The 19,227-nt window shown below is 32.5% G+C and carries 19 protein-coding genes; all 19 read right to left on the reverse strand.

Annotated elements, in window-relative coordinates:
* Nucleotide 1: 1 nt before the first annotated feature.
* Genes ACFQ1K_RS07120 through ACFQ1K_RS07210 form a run of 19 tightly spaced genes read right to left on the reverse strand, consistent with a single transcriptional unit; the run spans nt 2 to nt 19,147 of the window.
* Nucleotides 2-1,396, reverse strand: a complete 1,395-nt coding sequence (locus ACFQ1K_RS07120) for a sugar transferase (protein WP_320555527.1) — start codon at nt 1,394-1,396, stop codon at nt 2-4.
* Nucleotides 1,397-1,450: 54 nt separating this feature from the next.
* Nucleotides 1,451-2,458: a glycosyltransferase family 4 protein gene (locus tag ACFQ1K_RS07125; protein WP_386134014.1), complete on the reverse strand. Its 1,008-nt coding sequence runs from the start codon at nt 2,456-2,458 to the stop codon at nt 1,451-1,453.
* Nucleotides 2,412-3,767 carry an O-antigen ligase family protein gene (locus ACFQ1K_RS07130; RefSeq protein WP_320555529.1) on the reverse strand — a complete coding sequence of 452 codons (1,356 nt, stop codon included), beginning with the start codon at nt 3,765-3,767 and terminating at the stop codon, nt 2,412-2,414. Before ACFQ1K_RS07130 ends, ACFQ1K_RS07125 begins: the two co-directional genes overlap by 47 nt.
* Before the next feature lie 10 nt (nt 3,768-3,777).
* Nucleotides 3,778-4,857, reverse strand: coding sequence for a glycosyltransferase (locus tag ACFQ1K_RS07135; RefSeq protein ID WP_320555530.1), 1,080 nt, complete (start codon nt 4,855-4,857; stop codon nt 3,778-3,780).
* Nucleotides 4,850-5,986: a glycosyltransferase family 4 protein gene (locus ACFQ1K_RS07140; RefSeq protein WP_320555531.1), complete on the reverse strand. Its 1,137-nt coding sequence runs from the start codon at nt 5,984-5,986 to the stop codon at nt 4,850-4,852. Before ACFQ1K_RS07140 ends, ACFQ1K_RS07135 begins: the two co-directional genes overlap by 8 nt.
* Nucleotide 5,987: 1 nt before the next feature.
* Entirely contained in the window at nt 5,988-6,539 is a 552-nt protein-coding gene (locus ACFQ1K_RS07145) for a serine O-acetyltransferase (protein WP_320555532.1), read from the reverse strand.
* 1 nt (nt 6,540) lies between these two features.
* Nucleotides 6,541-7,692 carry a glycosyltransferase family 4 protein gene (locus ACFQ1K_RS07150; RefSeq protein ID WP_320555533.1) on the reverse strand — a complete coding sequence of 384 codons (1,152 nt, stop codon included), beginning with the start codon at nt 7,690-7,692 and terminating at the stop codon, nt 6,541-6,543.
* Nucleotides 7,692-9,080, reverse strand: a complete 1,389-nt coding sequence (locus ACFQ1K_RS07155) for a hypothetical protein (protein WP_320555534.1) — start codon at nt 9,078-9,080, stop codon at nt 7,692-7,694. The genes ACFQ1K_RS07150 and ACFQ1K_RS07155 overlap by 1 nt, the downstream gene beginning before the upstream one ends.
* Nucleotides 9,073-10,191 carry a UDP-N-acetylglucosamine 2-epimerase gene (gene neuC, locus ACFQ1K_RS07160; RefSeq protein ID WP_320555535.1) on the reverse strand — a complete coding sequence of 373 codons (1,119 nt, stop codon included), beginning with the start codon at nt 10,189-10,191 and terminating at the stop codon, nt 9,073-9,075. Before neuC ends, ACFQ1K_RS07155 begins: the two co-directional genes overlap by 8 nt.
* 18 nt (nt 10,192-10,209) lie before the next feature.
* On the reverse strand, nt 10,210-11,253 hold the full coding sequence (neuB, locus tag ACFQ1K_RS07165) for an N-acetylneuraminate synthase (RefSeq protein WP_320555536.1): 1,044 nt from the start codon (nt 11,251-11,253) through the stop codon (nt 10,210-10,212).
* 1 nt (nt 11,254) lies between these two features.
* Nucleotides 11,255-12,058 (reverse strand): sulfotransferase family protein, encoded by an 804-nt coding sequence (locus ACFQ1K_RS07170; protein ID WP_320555537.1) that lies wholly within the window; start codon nt 12,056-12,058, stop codon nt 11,255-11,257.
* Nucleotides 12,055-12,726, reverse strand: coding sequence for an acylneuraminate cytidylyltransferase family protein (locus ACFQ1K_RS07175; RefSeq protein WP_320555538.1), 672 nt, complete (start codon nt 12,724-12,726; stop codon nt 12,055-12,057). The genes ACFQ1K_RS07170 and ACFQ1K_RS07175 overlap by 4 nt, the downstream gene beginning before the upstream one ends.
* 6 nt (nt 12,727-12,732) lie before the next feature.
* A complete protein-coding gene (locus tag ACFQ1K_RS07180) occupies nt 12,733-13,722 on the reverse strand; it encodes a glycosyltransferase family 2 protein (protein WP_320555539.1) in 990 nt (329 codons plus the stop codon).
* A gap of 4 nt (nt 13,723-13,726) precedes the next feature.
* On the reverse strand, nt 13,727-14,902 hold the full coding sequence (locus ACFQ1K_RS07185) for a glycosyltransferase family 4 protein (protein WP_320555540.1): 1,176 nt from the start codon (nt 14,900-14,902) through the stop codon (nt 13,727-13,729).
* Nucleotides 14,899-15,741 carry a glycosyltransferase family 2 protein gene (locus ACFQ1K_RS07190; RefSeq protein ID WP_320555541.1) on the reverse strand — a complete coding sequence of 281 codons (843 nt, stop codon included), beginning with the start codon at nt 15,739-15,741 and terminating at the stop codon, nt 14,899-14,901. Before ACFQ1K_RS07190 ends, ACFQ1K_RS07185 begins: the two co-directional genes overlap by 4 nt.
* Before the next feature lie 9 nt (nt 15,742-15,750).
* Nucleotides 15,751-16,662 (reverse strand): class I SAM-dependent methyltransferase, encoded by a 912-nt coding sequence (locus tag ACFQ1K_RS07195; RefSeq protein ID WP_320555542.1) that lies wholly within the window; start codon nt 16,660-16,662, stop codon nt 15,751-15,753.
* A gap of 6 nt (nt 16,663-16,668) precedes the next feature.
* On the reverse strand, nt 16,669-17,652 hold the full coding sequence (locus ACFQ1K_RS07200) for a hypothetical protein (RefSeq protein ID WP_320555543.1): 984 nt from the start codon (nt 17,650-17,652) through the stop codon (nt 16,669-16,671).
* A gap of 4 nt (nt 17,653-17,656) precedes the next feature.
* On the reverse strand, nt 17,657-18,340 hold the full coding sequence (locus ACFQ1K_RS07205; protein ID WP_320555544.1) for a sulfotransferase family 2 domain-containing protein: 684 nt from the start codon (nt 18,338-18,340) through the stop codon (nt 17,657-17,659).
* A complete protein-coding gene (locus ACFQ1K_RS07210; RefSeq protein ID WP_320555545.1) occupies nt 18,341-19,147 on the reverse strand; it encodes a hypothetical protein in 807 nt (268 codons plus the stop codon).
* Between the last annotated feature and the right edge of the window lie 80 nt (nt 19,148-19,227).

Consider the following 19,227-nt stretch of genomic DNA (forward strand, 5'->3'; position numbering starts at 1 on the left):
CTTATTGACCTCTGTAGTATAAAATTGTGCTTAGGGTTTTTATTGAGATACTAAAATCAAGAAATACACTGCGGTGTTTTATGTAATACAGGTCGTACTGCAGTTTGGTTAAACTATCATCGATTGAGCCTCCATATCGTGTATTAACTTGTGCCCATCCTGTTAAACCTGGCTTAATGATATGCCTTGTTTCATAAAATGGAATAATACGAGCTAATTCATTAACAAAGAATGGGCGTTCTGGTCTTGGCCCAATGATACTCATATCCCCTTTAAGGACGTTAAAAAATTGAGGGATTTCATCCAACCTTGACCGTCTCAAAAATTTCCCAAATGCCGTAACTCTTTTATCATTTTTCTTTGCCCATTTCACTCCGTCAATCTCAGCATTGACGATCATTGTTCTTAGCTTTATGATTCTAAATGGTTTTCCATTTCGTCCAATACGCTCTTGTGTATAAAATAAAGGGCCTTTATTTCCTACTAAATTACCAATTAAAATTAAAGGCAGAATCAATATGCCCAGAACAAGACCAACAACTGAAATGATAATATCAAAGGTACGCTGAAAAAAAATATACAGCTTATTTTCATTGCTTCTGCTAAAAGGGAAATATTTGTAGAAGTCCTTTCCCACAAACTGAATAGGCACTCTGTGCAACAACTCCTCATAAACCTGAGTATACTCCCTTATCTTAAACCCACGCTCTAATAGTAACATAAGATCATGATAAACCTCGGCTATTATTGCTTCGGAATTAAAACTTGCAACTAACACCTCTGAGATACGCTCTCTTTCTATGACATCTAGGAAATCTTGAGCACTGAACTCTTTTAAGCCCTTAAATTTAACCGAGTCTGGTGTAGAAACTTCACTATTAATAAAACCAACAATCTTGTAATTAGGATCTTTTGCATTAAGCGCTTTAACCAAACCATCTATATTGGATATCTCACCGACAATCAAAACACGTTTGTAAAACCTCGGAGATTCAATAAGGTTAATATAAAATAAACGCCATAATAAGATAGAAATAATAATAGCTAGATAGAAGTACACAATTTGAATACGCTCTTCCGGAAGATAAGGAGATAGAACAGGAGTCAAAAGATAAAACAGTACCACTGTAGAAGTTGTGATAACAATATTCCTGAAAGTCGTATCTAGTTTACTAGCCTTTTGTAAATCATAAAGTTCAAAAATGGTTCCGAAAATTAAAATGTATATTCCAAGTAGGACTAAAGACACTATATTCTCACTATCAAAGCCTAAATATTCAAACTTTGGGTAGAGATTTAAACCATAAATTGCTAAAAAAACCATGGCCAAATCCATGATTCGCAAAAGAATCTTTCGTTCAGAGACTTCAAAGTGAATACCCTTTTTTTTTGTCATAGTTGGTTTAGCAATAGTGTAAATATACTAACATCCTTTGATTTTTAAGATGATTTAGGATAAAAGCGCTTTCCATTTGGCCTTTACGTTATTCCAATCAAATTGTTCTACTTTATTGCGGGCGTTAAGTACTATTTTATGCTTTAAGTTAGAGTCATCTTTTAATGAAAGGATTGCGTTGGTCATGGCATTTACGTCATCCGGAGGAACTAAAAGCCCATCTTCATTATGGGAAATTAAAAAAGGTAAACCACCTACATTGGTAGAAACCACTGGTAAACCCAGTGCCATGGCTTCAATAACACTCACAGGAGCATTGTCAAAATTGGTCGTGTTTATGAAAACATTACTCTCTTTTGATAAATCTATCCATTCTTTTTTTGATAGTTTACCAGTGAAATTTACATCCAATTGTTGGGTCATGGCCATAGTTTGGGCTTCTGAAAAAGACTCATCGCTTTTAGGTCCTACCATTGTAAGTTTAACTTTTTCATTTCTATTGATTAATTCCTTTACCACATGAATGGCTAAAGTTGGGTTGTATATTTTATTAAAAGACCGAACCCATAATAAATTAATATCTGAAATTGGTCTATTAACAAAATCATAATTGTTTATCTCTATGATATTAGGAATATATTGGATGTTATTATAACCGTAATCAATAAAATTATTCTTAAGAAAATATGAAGGTGACACTAGTCTATACGCATTCTCAAAAAGCATTTTACTCATTATAGGATTTTTGAGTAAACGACGCTCCAGATTCCCTCCATGCAAAATGGGTATATATTTTATTTTAAGGAGTCTTGAGAGTTGACTTATTATGAATGCATAATAGAAGTTTGTTGTACTATAGGTATCAATCAGTAAAAAATCTGCCTGTTTGCTATTTTTTATAACCATCAACAACATGTCAAGTAACCGTAAGATTTTATTTTGTTTACTAGAGGCAGTTGTTACCCTACAAAATTGTTTTAAGTGAGTACTTAAAATTTCAATAGAAGTTAGGTTTTTACCTCTTTGTGACAAGGCGTTTCCTACGTAAAGGACGTTTTTCATATCTAATATTTAAAAGTGCTAAAGCATAGATAAAGCCTGGTGCTGCAATTCGCATAGCCGAATGGTTAATTGTAGCAAACCAAAAAATTAAAAATGCATAAAAAAAGTAATTATATCTATTCGCTGTCCTCATATCAAATGGTTTAAATATTAAAATCAAAAGAATAATAACTCCTAAAATTCCATGTTCTGAAAGCAACCTGCTCAACTCATTATGCGTTGCTACTACTCGACCTAAACTTACCAACCTTCGCTCTTTCATACCACTTGCACCAACACCCAAAAAAGGCTCATCTATAAAACCATTAAGTTCTCCCACAAATAAATCTACTCTACCAGCACTGAAATCCGCCTTCTCTCTCCCTATTTTATCTTGATTGGTATATCGCTTTTCTATTAAACCATCGGTTTGATTTGAACTTACAAACCAAATCAATGAAGAAATCAACAAAAATGATGCAAAAGACGTAAGAATAATATTTTTTTGTCTTCTATTGGATTTGGAATATACAATGGCCAAAAACGCAAAAATCATTAAAATAGCCGTTAAAACGCCACCTCTACTAAAAGTTATTATTGCTCTGAATGACACCAATGCAAATAATACAATATTAACAGCTCTTAATAACTTGGTTTTAGAGTTTAAAAAATAATTGACACAAAACACAAACATGCCCAAACCTAAAACCGTTGAAACCTGATTGGGACCAAAACCACCCGAAGCAGCAAAATTAGAGTCTGTACCAGTTACTATCCCTTTTATTGTTGGTGTATATAAAAATAAATAGGTGGTTAATGTCACAATTGGTAAAGACAAGTAATGCAGTATACCTAGTATCTGTCTCATATTTATTTTTTTATCATAACAATAGAGTGCCGATATACCCAAACACACAGGTCCACTTAATACGAATGCCACATTTTTTCTTAAGTCACCATCGATGCCTATAGTTGTTGATGCTACAATTACAGATGGTACAAGACATATTAGAAATATGAAATATGGGTAGCCTTTATTTGAAACACCTGTATAGAACATACCAAAAATGATATAGAAAATAATGAAGTATTTAGAAGACTCATAAAACAATCCACCACCTGTCATCCTAAAAATAACTTCCGCACCTGTTAGATAGGCACAACCAAGTAAAACTGAAGTAGTTTTTTCCTTGGGATGGGAAACAATGATTTTAAACAAAAAATAACCTATTACTCCAAAAAAGAAAAGCTTCGGGAAAAAACCTATATAATACAATAAAGCACCAAAGATTGCATGAAGCAATATCTTAAAAATGTAATTAGTTTCCACCCTTTATAAATTATTTTATACTACTATAAGCTGCTACAACATCTTTTAAAATGGTATGTTTTGAATATTCCTTAGACACTTTTTTACTAAATTTTTTAGCACTTTCTAATCTGTAGCTTTCATCCTCAACTAGGCGAATGATAGCTTCAGCCACGTCATAACTTTTGCCGTTATTCAATAAAATACCATAAGATTTATCAGAAATCAATTCCTTGCAATTACCAACATTTGTACAGATAACAGGCAATTCAGCAAACCCATACTCCAGTAGGGCAAGCGGCAATCCTTCTGATTTTGATACTAATATACCAATTGTAGATTGTTTTAATATATTAAGAATATCTGACTTTGTATCATAAAAAAACACCTTTCTTCCAAGATTCAATTCCTCAATCTTCTTGAAAAACAAGGTAGAATATTGGTCTTTAAAATCTTTTCCTACACAATGCAGTGTCCAATTTGGATAATCTTTAATTACAACCTTGAAAGCTTCTAGAAGTTGTATGTGATTTTTTTGTTCTCTTAAATTGGCTAAACACAAGATTCTTTTTCCACTTTCCCCTTTTAGAGTTGTTAAATCATGTTCTGATTTATTTAAGACTGGAAAGTTTTTAACATAGCTAACATTTTTACACCATAAATTCTTTTTCGCCCAATGTTCTAAAATACTATTGACGCTAAAAATTTGTGAAAAAAATAATGAGCAAAACTTAAGTATTAGAACTCGTCGCTTATCCAAAAACTCACTGTTTCCATAATGATCGTGCCACACTATTTTTAAACTTGGAGTTACTATTTTTAAGATTGTTGCAATAAAAAAGGAAGTTGCATGGGCATGTATAATATCAATTTCATTTTTTAATACATAAGTTCTAAGTTTCAAAACCGCACCAATATCTAAAGTTGATTTTCTATTTAAAAAAATATATCCCACCTCATTATCTAACGAGCTTAGTAATGGCCCTTCTAATCGTGTTGCACACAAGCTAGACACCACATTATGATTCCTTAATTCATTGGCATAGTTTACGGCTAAACGTTCTGCTCCACCAGCTTGTAATGTATCTATGATTTGAAGTACTCTAATCACCAATAACTACTTTTTTAATTTCCTGTTCTAACCTATCTAAAGTATACTGCTGCGCCCAATCTTGGGCTTTTTTAGACATAGTATTAAGATAGTCATTGCCCTTTCTAAGCTCATTTAATATAACACTAAAAGCCTCATTTAAATCTTCGTCGATCAAAATACCTCTCTTGCCATAATCTAAAATCCATGGCAAGCAGGATATTTTGGTTGAAATTGGTATGGCACCAAAAAACATACCTTCAGCTATAGCTTTTGGCCAACCTTCACTTTTTGAGGGTAGAATACTAAAATGGGCATCTAACAAACATTGTTTTATTTCACTTTTATCTCTATTGCCATAAATGTGTATTCTATCTTGAAGATTATAATGCTTAACCAGCTCCCTGATCTCTTCGATTAAATCGCCATCTCCAAACATGTGCAGTTCTGCATCTATCCCATTATCCAAAAGTTTTTGAACAATTTGCACGGTAAGTTTTGGGCGTTTTCCTACAACCATTGCACCAATAAAAACAAATTTTAGCCTTCCGTTAAAATCGCGGTGTTTAAATGGTTGTTTTTCACTTTCTCTGTAAGTAGCCGACATAAAAGGAACAACATTACTAGTCTCGTTAGGCCATTCACCATACACTAATACATTAATATTTTTTGATAAAATTGTATTTCTAAATATAGCCTTTTGAACTCTATAACTTAACGGTTGTTTGCTATTGGGATCCCAATTACCAGCATACTTAACTGATTTTTTCTTAAATGGAAAGAAAATTTGAACAACTGCACCTATCAAAGTAATGTTTCCTGGACTTCTAAAATGAATATGATTTGCCCAAAACATAGCTCTAAATATCTGAAAAATAACAAATGGCAAAAGCACTATACCTTTGATTATTCTACTAAAAGAATTAAAGGCAATGAAAGGAATTCGATAACCTTTAATATTTTTAGATTGAAAAGGTTTTGACAAAAAATCTGTAGGATATGAGTCTGGCGAAAGAATTCTATACTCATCAGCAAAAGAGAACCACATATCCATCTCATCAACATAAGGGGAGTATGAATAGTATTCTCCTTCTTTTTTTATTAAAGGCGTATATGTAACAACCAAAAACTTTGTTCTCTTGTTTTTCATATCAAATGTATCCTGACGAGGTACGATTACTTATTTTTTTTGCCGGAACTCCTAAATAAGTATTATTTGCTTCTAAATCCTCAACTACGAGTGAGTTTGCTCCTATAACCACATTATCACCAATAGTTACTTTCCCTACTATAACAGCATTGGCTCCAATATAAACATTGTTACCTATAGTCGGAACCCCTCTGCGTTCCCCTTTCCCACTAACACCAATCGTAACTCCCTGAGAAATATTACAATTATCACCGATTATTGCTTTAGAATTGATAATGATATTTCCAAAATGGCCAATATAAAAACTATGACCAATAGTAACTGAATACGGGATTGATATCCCTGTAATGATTTCTATCCATTTTTGCCAAAAAACCGCTAAAACCAGTAAGGGTTTCTTTATTACTGGAAAAATTTTTGATTTAAAAATTTTGTTTGAAAATCTATAAACAAAAAGTGCCCACAACCCTTGTGTCGTTAACATTAAAACTATTGAAGGCTTATTATCACTGTAACGTTTGTATTTTATTAAGTCTGATTTAAATGAAGCCATGCTAATAATCCTTAATCTTATAATAAAAATCAATATTCCTATTAACCACTGAATCTTTATTTAAAATATTTAGGGCGTGCACCCTTCCTCTTTCTGCAATATCTTGGCTTAGTTCTTTATTTCCTAATGCCCAAATAATTTTATTTGCAATATCATCCACATCATAAGGGTTGCAGAGAAGGCCTGTCTTTTTATCTTCAATAATTTCTGGTCCAGGTCCACACTCCGTAAAAATCACCAATTTACCCATAGCCATTGCCTCTGGGGCAACTAGCCCTTGAGTTTCCATAAGCGATGGGAAAACACATACGTCGGCAGAGGCATAGTATTCAGCCAAACTGTTCATATCTACCGTACCCCTAAATTGGATGCTATCTTCTTTTAAATTCAACTTTGAAATGTAATCTTTTAAAAACGAAATATAGGATTTACCGTCCTTAAAAAACCAATCCCTACCATAAATATGCAACTCTACATCTGGATGATGGTTTATTACTTTAGGCATGGCCTTAACTAACTGATAGATGCCTTTTTTTTCACAAACTGTACCTGCAAACAAGAGTCTGTTAAGCTTCACCTCAATATCTAGTCTGGGTTTGAAAATTTCCAAATTTACTGGTGACATCAAAACCGCTATTGGCTTGTTATGATAACTTAAATATTTGGCCGTATGCTCCATGACATACTTTGAAACTGCAATAAACCCATCTGCTCTACTAAAAGAGCGCTTCTCTTGAAAACCTTTCCACCTTGATACTTTCCTTTGCTCTGCCTCAGCAAAAAAATGATGACCACCATGCAATCTAATAACATATTTGACCGAAGGTATTTTTTTTATAAATGCTAGCCCTAACTCTGCTGATTCTACAATGTCTAAAGGGTTGGACTCGTGTATTTGTTTCAGTTCCTTATTTATGGACTTATTATTAAAAACCCATGTTAAACCTTTCACTTTTTTGGGTTTCAGTCTAATTACATTAACATGTTCATCCTTAAACCTCTCATCTTCATTAGCATAAGTGTTTATACCCAACACTGTAACTTTATGGTTTTTTAAAGCTAATAGATGGCTTATAGTTTTTACAAAAGAACCAATACCTCCATGCGAAAAACCTTCTTTTGGATATTCAGATGTAATGAAGCAAATATGCATTATAAAATAGCTTTTGCGATTTTTTCCGAATTTTTATTTAGAGGATGCAATACCAATTTTTCTTTCCAAAGTTGAATATCTGGCGCAATATCTTGTGGCGAACCAAACACCCTCATAACTTGCCTTAAAATCGAATCTTTTTCATTAATCCAACCAACAGGTCTTAGACCTTGCATACTCCTAAAATGCTGAAAATTATAAATTTTTTCCGTACTCCAAGAACTATCAATAGAAGGGTTATAATTAAGATATAAACAAGGTTTATTAAATGTTGCAAAATCCAAAGCCATAGTAGAACCCAAATTAACAACTGCTTCGCAGTGGTAAGCCAAGTTGATTTGCATGTCAATGTCCTGATATTTTGGAAAATAACCTGTCCAGCCTGTTTCGGTTTCAATATTCCAAAGAGGATCTATAGACACTATAAAATTGCTATACTTATCTAAAACCTCATCATATCTTTTTGAAAAGTCAACAGGACATCTTCTGAATATAATTTGAACTTGTTCCTTCTCTGAATACAAAGACTCTGCTACGTCATTTAGAAAATCCTGATCGTAAGGAGAAGTTATTAAATCATCTCCACTAAAGCAAATCCATTTTTTTCTTACATCTAAACCATACTTTTCAGCAAACTCGGTACGAGACAATATTCTACTACTGTCTAAATAAAATTCAAATTGAGGAGTTCCCAAAAGGAGTATGTTTTCTTGTGGAATTTCTGGGTAATAATCCTTCATTTCATCTTTCATCCATTGAGACCAAACGATGTAATAATCTGTTTTTACTGCCAGTCTTGCTTTGGGCAGGTTATCCCATGAAAAAATTGCCGTTATTGTTTTAATACCCATACTTTTTGCGGCCAAACAAATAGGCATAATTCCGGGTACACGTTGATGTGTTACAAAAACAGAAGTTGGACTTAGATCCTCTAAGTTCCTTTTATACAAAGAAATTATTTTTGAAGAAATATGGCGTCTAGACTTCGCTTCCAATTTTAAAATCCTAGAGTAATTATTAGTAATGAAATTACCTAAAATTTCAGCAAACTCATATAATACTTTAACTTTAAGATTGTAGTTTGGCTTTCTCCAATTCATTAAAATGGTTGGATTACCCTTTAGTTTAGTGTTATGCTTTAGTCTAGCATAAGTTGAAGCTTCTCTGTAGAGCCTGGTTAAAACACCTTCTGGCTGAAGTTTAATCTGCTTGTAGCCAAACTCTATTTGGTGTAATGTTTTAACATCCTCAAAAGCTTCAATAGGTAGCGGAGACCAAATTGTTATTTTGGCTTTATTCTTAATGTGCTTTATAATTTCTGAATAGAGGTAGTTTTTAATGCCAACTCCATCGGGAACCAAGAATAAAATATGTTTATCCTTAGGCATCTTTAAATTGCTTTTGGTGGTTTATACTCCAAACTTCGTTAGATTCTAAACTTTTTAAAAACAAGGTAGCACTATTACCTTTTCCAAATATTTCAGTTAGGACTTCATGACCATTTGGTAATTCGTTTATTGCACTAAGTATATCATTCTTTTGGTGCGATACATTTACAATCTTTGATGATGATGCTCTGTTTAATTGCCTGTTTCCTATATTAATAGTCGGTATACCATAGTAGGGTGCTTCTCTTACACCTGCACTACTATTGCCAATGATAAAATCGGATTCCTTTAAAAGGGTTAAAAAATATTCGAAACGAATAGATGGAAAAATTTTAAATCGTTGATTGGCATTGAGCCTTTGATAGGTTTTTAATATCAACTTACTGCCCAAATCGTTATTCGGGTATATAACTACGTAGTTCTTACCACTTTCAATTAGTGCATCAACAAAATGATTGGCTTCCTCTTCTGTATTTTCAACCTCTGTCGTTACAGGATGATACATGGCTATTGCGTAGGACTCAAAATTAATTTCATAGTACCGTTTTACTTCGTCTATACTTGGCAAATCATCTGAAAACATAATATCCACATCTGGAGATCCAATGGTAAAAATAGACTCTTCGAGCTCACCCATTTGTAAAAGGCGTTGTTTTGCTTCTTCATTAGATGTATAATGAATATGGCTTAACTTAGATACTGAATGTCTTATGAGCTCATCTATAGTACCTGATAGCTCTCCACCTTCTATATGAGCAACTAAAATATTATTAAGACTACCTACTATGGCTCCTGCCAATGCTTCCACTCTATCGCCATGCACCACTATTAAGTCTGGATGAACATCTTTGATATAAGCCGAAAAGCCGTTAATGGTTTTGGCCAGAGTTAAATCCATTGTAGCCTCGTCGGTATGGTTATGAAATGTAGCTATATTTTTAAACCCACTGCGTTCAACCTCAATCAACGTATAACCATATTCCCTAAGTAAATGCATCCCTGTAACAAATATAAAGGGCTCAAATTCAGGATGATCTTCCACACTCTGAACCAATGATTTTATTTTACCAAAATCTGCTCTTGTACCTGTAAGAAATACTATTTTTCGCATTAAAAGCCTAGATTTAAGTTACTCAAAATCAATATAATCTAAATGCTCTCCATCATTTATATCTCTTGTCGCTATTTTCCCTAGAATATCATTATAGTTTTCAGCCAAAATCTTACCTGTACCTGGTCGTTTTACCCAGATATTTTCCTCAGATAATCTTTCACCCTTTCTTATATTCTTTATACTGCACACTGTTGCAAATGCGAAATCTATAGTTACTTTTTCTTCCTTGGCTGGTACTTTGGTACCACCTCGCATAGACCATATTTCCTTACTTCCTGTTATAAGATTTGCACATTCTTTTTCATCCATACTACAAATTATATCCGGACCTGTTCTTTGCATATGATCTGTGAAATGTCGTTCTAAAATAGACGCGCCTAGTGCTACAGCACCTAGACAAGCATTATTATTTAAGGTATGATCACTAAGACCAAATACATAATCTGGAAAAGCATTATGCAACTCCATCATAGCACCATAACGTACTAGGTGCGTTGGAGTTGGATATAAATTAGTGGTATGCAAAATCGCTAGAGGCGTATTGTTCTTTTTAAATACTTCAATTGCCTTTGAGACGCTTTCTAAAGTGTTCATCCCTGTACTCATAATAACTGGTTTGCCAAATTTAGCAATGTGTTCTAGCAATGGATAGTTGTTACATTCCCCAGATCCAATCTTATAGGCAGAAACATCAAACTTTTTTAAACGCTCTGCTGCTGCTCTTGAGAATGGCGTAGAGATAAAAATCATGCCTTTGCTTTCTACATAGTTTTTAAGCTCTAACTCATCGTTTTCGTCTAAGGCGCATCGCTCCATAATTTCGTAAATTGAAACATCTGCATTACCCGGAATTACAGATTTTGCCGCTTTACTCATTTCATCTTCTACTATATGCGTTTGGTGTTTTACAACTTCTGCACCTGCTCTATGAGCCGCATCTACCATTTCTTTGGCAACTGTTAGCGACCCTTCGTGGTTAATACCTATTTCGGCTATGACCAATGGAGGGTAATCTCTTCCGATTTTACGTCCTTGTATTTCTATAAAAGGGTTTGACATATTATATATAATGTAGTGATTTAAGACTTTTATGCATAATCGTCTCTAAATTTGACTTCAAGGGTTCCTCTATTTTCTCTATTTTGAAATTAGTGCTTTTTACTTGGCTGAAATCAAAGTTACAGTTACTTTTTACATTAGAGAATTTTAGTAGTTTATTAATTTCCTCCTCTGGGTTCTTGGCTAACTTTTCATAACTAATTTCAAATTTTTGATCTTCGGTTAAATCCTTAAAAAAATCATTGATTACCAAAATTGAGGCGTTATAATACTTAGCACATTCTATAATGAACTCATCTTCGGTGAAATTATCTTGGTACTCTTGTACTCGGAAATACTCTTTTTTAAACCATGATCTGGCTACTGCAAAACCATTTCTATATAAGTGAATATATTTTGCCCTGGGGTAAAGTTTTTCAATTTCTGGAAGCATAAATGTTATTGCAGGACTCTTAAAAAAAAATCGCCTATTTGTCTTGTTCATTTTGGCATCCATCATGATTCTTAACTTAGACTTGTAAAAAGGTGTCCACTTTTCTAAGCTCTTTTTTACTGTAATTTCAAAATTTACAATATCTGAATAGATAGGGTTGTGCTTTTTTCCTTTATCATTTGCCTCTGGCAAAAACCAATCGTATTGCTCGTTTTGGTCTATTTGTATATCTGGATTGGTCATTAAGATGTCTACAAGCAAGGTACTTCCACAACGGCCAGTGCCAACAATAAAAATAGGATCTTGTCGCTTACCTATTATTCTGTTATAAAAACTTTTGAAAATATGTTTTAGCTTTTCTGCAACTGTCATCTGCCGATTTCTTTAGAAATTAAATATTCTGCATAGTCTAAGTCTTCTAACGTATCAATATCTACTTTAGCAAATGGATGATTTACCACATAAGGAAAAGATTCTTCGTTGAATATAATGTTATCCATTATTAATTGAGCATTGGTAATGTACAATAAACCATTCTCATAATACAATTGCTCTAAATCTTGACTACGTTGCCCAATTTTATAGTTAAATGGCAAAAATCTATTGTCTTTAATTTTACCATATTTTTTATGGTCTCTACTTACGGTAAACAAACTGTCACAATTATTAATTTTAAATGCGTTATACGCATCTTTAAGTAGAGATTTTGGTCTCAGTGGGTTGGTTGCTTGCAGTAGTATAACACACTCTACATCGCTACCAAGTAATTGAAGCGCATGTTTCAATACAGCTACTGTGGTTGCATTATCATCACTTATTTCTGAAGGCCTATCTAATACTTTTGCGCCGTGCGCTATTGCCACGCTCTTTATTTTCTTGTCATCGGTGGATACATAAATATCATCTATAATATCCATATTATCTTTGGCATAATTGATAGAATGTACCAAAAGTGGTAATCCATTGAAATCTATGATATTCTTGTTTGGCAATCTTTTTGACCCACCTCTAGCAGGTATTATGGCTATGGTTTTTCCCAATTTTTTCTATTTATAAATAATATTAAATAGTCTATTTGAAACCCTTTTTCTTAAATTATATAAAGTTCTATTAGGTGTTTTAGGCTTAAAGCTTGGTAAGTCAATTTTTTTACTACCCTCTTTAACTTGTTCTCCTTTTGAGATATTGTCCTTTTGTATTTGTAGCATCCAATCTTCTACTGTATTTCCCATGTGGTAGGCCATATTATTATATGTGGCCAATCGCATACCGCCTGAGTAATTGATTGGATCGTCACAATAATTATACTCCGATCTATTACCCACCAAAACAAGCGAAGGTTCTATTGGCACGGTTGTAAAGAAAAGTTCGCGCCTCATACTTAAAATTTGATGCCCACTACCTATAATTGCTTTATGACCGTTAGAAGTAATCACAGGCCATTTTAAATTCTTATCAGATTCTTCTTGATTGTGAGTGCTCAATAGGTATTTATTGTAATCATCATGATTTTGTGGTATGGACTCGTAAGAGAATTTTACTTTCCCCAATAAAACCTTCTCAAAAGTTGAATAGGTCTCATAATTTTTGAACATTCTAGCAGGTATTGGCGATACGGACGCTGTGTTTTTAAAATTTTCGTAAACAGTTTCAACACTTCGCTGCCAACCATTTTTAAATAATATATCTACATCAGAAATGGTAATAATTGGCTCTCTACTAGCTCTTGCCGCACCTATTAAAGCATCTATTTTACCAATGTTTTTTTTGTGATGAATGACCGTATCTATATCATTTTCATCTAGTTTTTTCTTTAAGTATGTATTAACTTCCTGGCAAGATGCATTATTAACAACTGTAATAGCGCAATTAGAATTTGTGGTAACTATTGCAGACTCCAAACAGAGCTTAAAAACTTCTAAGACATCTTTATAGTAACCTTCTAAGGAAGGAATAAAAACTATAATAATAAGTCTGTGTTGGCAATCTAACTTTATCTTTTTAGATTGCTTCTGAGGATTCATTCCTACACGCATGATATTAAACGGTTGGTTTTGCTTTTAATAGGTTAAAAATACTCTTTTTGTAAAGATTCTCTAGTGTATTTTTTCTGTAATTTAATAAATAAACTTCCCTATTCTTCTCTGCTATTTTCCTAATTTCTTCTTCTGTTAAGCCTTTCATTTTAATAAAAACGTCCTCTAAACTTTTAGGATCATTTATATCTAACCAAAATTGATTAATTGTATTGCTTAACCTATGTGACATCGCCCCAACTTTAGTAGAAATAATTAATCTTGCAGAAGCCATTGCTTCCAATCCTACCAAGGGACCCGATTCTTTAAAAGATGAGATGATTATAGTATCATTTTTTTTAAAGTGCGTAATAATATCTTCCTGGCTTTTATAACCCAATAAGTTAATATTATCTACGGACTGAGTTAATGTTGCTATTTTGTTATACAAAGGCCCATCACCAATTAAATTTAAGCATAGTCCTTTACCGTAAACCTTAAAATAGTTTACCAACTCAACGACACCCTTTTCTGGGGATAATCTTCCGATAAATAGTATATTTTTGAAACTGCTAGGACATTCTATTTCTAACATTTCTTCTTCTTTGAAAGTACACTGATCTATGATTTTGTAATCGTGGTTGTTAAGAAATGATAGTCTTTTAGCGTTGGATTCGGAATGGTGAAAGAATAGTGTTACTTTTTCTAGCCAGTCTTTGTGCTTTATGTCATTTTCTGATATTTTGCTGGAGGTTCTAATAATTAAAGGTATTTGCTTATCAAATGCAAATTCTACAATTTCCTTAACATAAGCACTACTAATCTGGGCACATATAATGACCAAATCTGCTTTTTCAACAATATGATTTAAGACTTTTATGGCAGAACTCTTATATCCAAGTTTTTTTGAAAACTTGTTAGACGAATAAAAATTCAAGGGATTTTTCCGATGTGACCTTAAGTACGCTAATTTAGCTATAAACCTGAATAATAGATTTCTTTTTATTACCAATTCATCCAAAATCTGGAGCTGTTCAGACTTAATGAACTCAAATATTTGCGATTTTGAAGTACATCTAGCTGTACTTACAACACTAACCTCACAACTGTCTTCTGACAAGGTCTTTGCAATAAAGCCAGTTTCTAGTTCTCGCCCTCCAAAATCGCCAATAGGCCCAATTATGGCTACTTTTTGTATCATTTTGAAAATCTAAATAGCTTTATTATTGAAACAAAAAATGATAGTACTAGCGTAGTAACCTTTCTAAAAAAAGGATATTCCTCAATTATTTTTAAGTATCTAAACCGCTTGTGATTACTTATGAATTTATTGAAAATATACGTATCATCTTCATTATTGAATATGGTTGGAAAGTACCGTTTCAAAACTTGTGTTCTTTCCTTATTAACTAGGTTTATATTTTCTTCTGAAGACGAAATGCCTGTGGCATCAAAAACTGTAATTGTTTCCGGTAACCGTATGTAAGTCTCATCATTGAGACCTAACACTTTTAAAAAGAAAGCCCAATCAGAAACTATCTTTAAATTTTCATCATACTTGCCATAAGTTTCAAATAAATCTTGTTTTATGAAGGTTGAAGGGTGAGAAATAGCATTGCCTATCAAATACGAAAAGCTCATCTTTTCTGGATGTTGTCTTAATCTTTGGCTGTTTTCTTTTTTAAAGATTATATCACCTGATATTATAGATTTTTCTAGAGTTAAAAAATTCAACACCGTACTAAGAACGTTTTTGTGTTCTAAAAAATCACCGCTATTCAAAAATAAAAGGTATTTTCCATGAGCTCTGTCTATCCCTTTATTCATTGCATTATAGATACCAGTATCTGGTTCACTAATCCAATTTAAATTCTTGTAAGTGTAAGATTTTATGATTTCTAAACTTTTGTCTGTAGAGTTCCCATCAATTACTATGTGCTCAAATTCTTGCCAGGACTGATCTCTAACGCTATCCATAGTCTTTTTTAGACCATCGGCATTGTTATAATTAATTGTTATTATGGAAAGTAATTTAGTCAATTAAATTATTTAATGGGATTCTTTTTTTAACCATAGATTGCCGCCTGTATTTTTGTATGCTAATGGCATATCCTTATATACGTCTTTATGATGCAAATGTAAGTAGTGAGCAAAAACTTGTATACTGTGGGCGTTATTATTCATAAGAAAAGCTCTTAGTAGATAGTTTTCATTCCAATTATACCCTTTAAAAACCCACTCTTTTGGATATTCAAAAGGATAAAAAATATCATGAAAGTGAATATAAACTCCTTTATTTAATATAGGAAGTACCTCAAAAAGCAAGTAATTTAAGTCGCTTCCACATTTTGACACGTGGGTGCTATCAATAAATAAAATATCATTCTCCTTTAAAGATTTAAAATATTCTATATCAACATCTTGCACACGGCATTTTAATATTGATATTTTATCCTTATCTCCTTTACTGATGAGTTTTTCGAGTCGCTCTGTATGCGGTTCTATAAAACCAAACTTTATTTTACTATCAAAAAAGATATCGTTAACATCTAACATTAATGCAGATGAAAAGCCAGAGCCAACCTCTATGACTTGCTTGGGTTTTAGGTGCCTTAACATCCCGTATAATATTATACCATCTGTATATAAATAGTATGGATTATTAAAATAATATCTTAAATCTTCATTATACTCATCCTCAAAAGGCATATCAGAATAGTAGGCACTTATGTCATTGAGAACTTTCTTTTGAGTATCTATATTGAGGTTGATTGAATCAATACCATCATATTGAATACCCTTCCAAATTCTATCTTCATCTTTTTTAACCTCTTCTAAGTTTGGGATCGCAGAATAAAAATGACCAGGTAAAAAATGGGCATTATCTCTATAAAGTTTATCTCTCTTGTAGAGGCCTTTTATATAGGGTAGTTTATTTAATATTTGCTTTATAAAATTCAAACTTAATTATTGGAGTAGTTTTTTTATTTTTCTTTTGACTTTAATTAGAAAGTTCTTTTTTTCTTCTTTAGGCGCTACTGGTCTTAATTTGTAAGCGATTTCTATTGTTTTGAACTTATCGTAATTATTATTAGCAACAAGCAGTTTATAATTTTCATAAAGTAGGCTCAAACTCTCTAGATCGCTCAATTTATAACGGTTATAAACTTTGGACACCTTATTTTCATCTTCAGACAGTTTACTAAAATGATAAAAAACAAGATCATCCGCTGCATTTACTATCATCTTATCTTTAACATCAGTTACCGTTCTTTCGTGTAAATTCCATGGAGCCATGTTGTAGCCATAATTCTTTATAATAGCAATATCTTCAAATAAAATCGGTGCCAAATTCATCCATAATTGATCTACAAAATAACCTCTACACAAATCTATTTGCCCATGATGTAAAGTTCTCTCCTCCCACCAATCCAATAGTCTTAACGCATTAATATTATTTGGGTCTATACCTATAAAACCTAAATTGTAAATGCCAAAATTTAAAAACGTATTTTCATCAGGAAAGAATCCATCTCTGGTTATTGGGTCTAATATATGAGGTGTTAAGACTGCTGATTTACCAGATGATAAGAGGTTATCAGCAAGTGACAAAGAACTGTAAAAGTATAGGTCTGGATCTAAGTAATAAATCGCTTTAATACTCTTATATTGAGAAATAAAATACTTAAATAGGCTTGGCTTAATCGATGTATTTAATTCAATAATATTATACTTATTGAGTAAATCCTCAAAATCATAAACCGAAATTTCTGATGCTAAAATTAACTTTGCAGGTTCAAATAAACCATAATCTACCTCAGAACTCTTTTCATCTACCAGTATAATCCAAAATTCAAAATCTTGATTATGTTTTAAAAAAGAGGTCTTGAGCGTATTAGCCTGGGCTAAATAATTATTAGAACAAATTGTAAAAGCGATTTTAATGTCCATCCAGTTATAATAAAGATTTTAATTTATACAATCCTGTTCTTTTATCCTCAAAATCATAACCAAATAATTCAATGTCTTTTCTATATTTTTCTAGGACAAGATCTCTGTTTGAATTAGAATAAAATCTTGAGTAATGATTAAATTTTCTTTTAGATTTATTGAGGTTCCTATTGAATTGCCTATTAATACCAACTGTCTTTAAAACAGTTTGAATATCATTTGAAAAATTTTCAAATCGTCCTAAAAAGTCAACTTCTAAAGGACCTTTTAGATCAAAAAACTTGTGCTGTCCCAAGATATGGTCTCCTAAGAATGTATCTTTAGTATTGTCATTTAAAATAGTAGTAAAATCACCTGCTTGCCTCATGTAATTTTTAAATGAGTCTTTTATATTGGCAAACTGTTTCATCCATAGATAATCTGAATAAGATCTATCCCATGGATTTCTTACAAATGTAAATTTATAGTACGTATTCCATATTTCTTCAGAAATGAGTTCTGTCTCTAACAATTGACTTGCTGTAGCGTGTTGCATATGCAGTTTGCGCTTTGGACACCAACCAAACAATCTATCATAGTCTGCATTTTTAAAATGAAATTTGACATCAGGATGAAAAAAAGAATTAATACTACTCCCTGCTGTTTTTGGAATATGAATAAAAATGCATTTATGTGCGTGACTAATCATTTAGTTCTCTAGTATTAGTTCTTTTAGTACTCTCTTCTCAAAAACATCAAAACTAGAGAAATTATCACCATTATAGATTTTTAAACCCTGCTCCTCTGCTTGCAATTTTAATTTCTCATAGCCTTGGTACAACTCATAGCTTCTGTACATCTTTTCTTTAGGCATGGGTTGTTTTAATTGCTCGTTTCTTGTTTTTATACCCTCTCTATGCATATAAAATTCTAACGAAGGTTCAGAACTTTTAAAAAAGTGTTCGTAGGGCTTACATGATTGCCAATCGTGTGTAACCCCTAACAGATATGTCTCTGGTATTTTTAAGTAAATACATAATTGTATGGCTACTTGTGTAACACTCCATGGAGTAACAATTTTTTTTTGAAAGTCTACGGGATATGTACCACCATAACTATACCTTTTTAATTCTCTATTGACAAATGTTTTTTCCGCTATCAATTGGTCCCTGTTTTCTACTAGCACAAGAGTTTCTTTAGGAAGCTTTTCATTGCTCCTACTCCACCAATTTGTTATTACAGAATCTGTAAGAGGCTCGTGAGATGCTGCAAAAATATGAACATGGGGTTTTATCTTTTGTATATCTGGGTGTTCATGAAAATTACCCATAGAAATAATCAATGTGTCAATATCTATGATTTTGAGGTTTAATTTTCCTATAGTAGGTGAACTGCCAAGCACATAGGCCTTTTTGTAAGGACCTAAAATTTTAGAAAGAGATTTATTCTCAGGAAAAATTATATCGCTTTTAAGTGAGCTACCTATTTTAGATTTTATTTTTTTTAAAATATCCATCCAATATCTGTTAGGAATAGTTGAAAATATAAAATGATGTACTTTATGTTACTAATATTTGATTAGCCATAATATAACCC

It is taken from the genome of Winogradskyella aquimaris (genome assembly GCF_042676105.1).
Lineage (GTDB): Bacteria > Bacteroidota > Bacteroidia > Flavobacteriales > Flavobacteriaceae > Winogradskyella > Winogradskyella aquimaris.

Coding starts and splice junctions, on each gene's coding strand:
- ACFQ1K_RS07120 (WP_320555527.1), bottom strand. CDS start 1,396: ATGACAAAAAAAAAGGGTATTCACTTTGAAGTCTCTGAACGAAAGATT.
- ACFQ1K_RS07125 (WP_386134014.1), bottom strand. CDS start 2,458: ATGAAAAACGTCCTTTACGTAGGAAACGCCTTGTCACAAAGAGGTAAA.
- ACFQ1K_RS07140 (WP_320555531.1), bottom strand. CDS start 5,986: ATGAAAAACAAGAGAACAAAGTTTTTGGTTGTTACATATACGCCTTTA.
- ACFQ1K_RS07145 (WP_320555532.1), bottom strand. CDS start 6,539: ATGGCTTCATTTAAATCAGACTTAATAAAATACAAACGTTACAGTGAT.
- ACFQ1K_RS07150 (WP_320555533.1), bottom strand. CDS start 7,692: ATGCATATTTGCTTCATTACATCTGAATATCCAAAAGAAGGTTTTTCG.
- ACFQ1K_RS07155 (WP_320555534.1), bottom strand. CDS start 9,080: ATGCCTAAGGATAAACATATTTTATTCTTGGTTCCCGATGGAGTTGGC.
- neuC (WP_320555535.1), bottom strand. CDS start 10,191: ATGCGAAAAATAGTATTTCTTACAGGTACAAGAGCAGATTTTGGTAAA.
- neuB (WP_320555536.1), bottom strand. CDS start 11,253: ATGTCAAACCCTTTTATAGAAATACAAGGACGTAAAATCGGAAGAGAT.
- ACFQ1K_RS07170 (WP_320555537.1), bottom strand. CDS start 12,058: ATGACAGTTGCAGAAAAGCTAAAACATATTTTCAAAAGTTTTTATAAC.
- ACFQ1K_RS07180 (WP_320555539.1), bottom strand. CDS start 13,722: ATGCGTGTAGGAATGAATCCTCAGAAGCAATCTAAAAAGATAAAGTTA.
- ACFQ1K_RS07185 (WP_320555540.1), bottom strand. CDS start 14,902: ATGATACAAAAAGTAGCCATAATTGGGCCTATTGGCGATTTTGGAGGG.
- ACFQ1K_RS07200 (WP_320555543.1), bottom strand. CDS start 17,652: ATGGACATTAAAATCGCTTTTACAATTTGTTCTAATAATTATTTAGCC.
- ACFQ1K_RS07205 (WP_320555544.1), bottom strand. CDS start 18,340: ATGATTAGTCACGCACATAAATGCATTTTTATTCATATTCCAAAAACA.
- ACFQ1K_RS07210 (WP_320555545.1), bottom strand. CDS start 19,147: ATGGATATTTTAAAAAAAATAAAATCTAAAATAGGTAGCTCACTTAAA.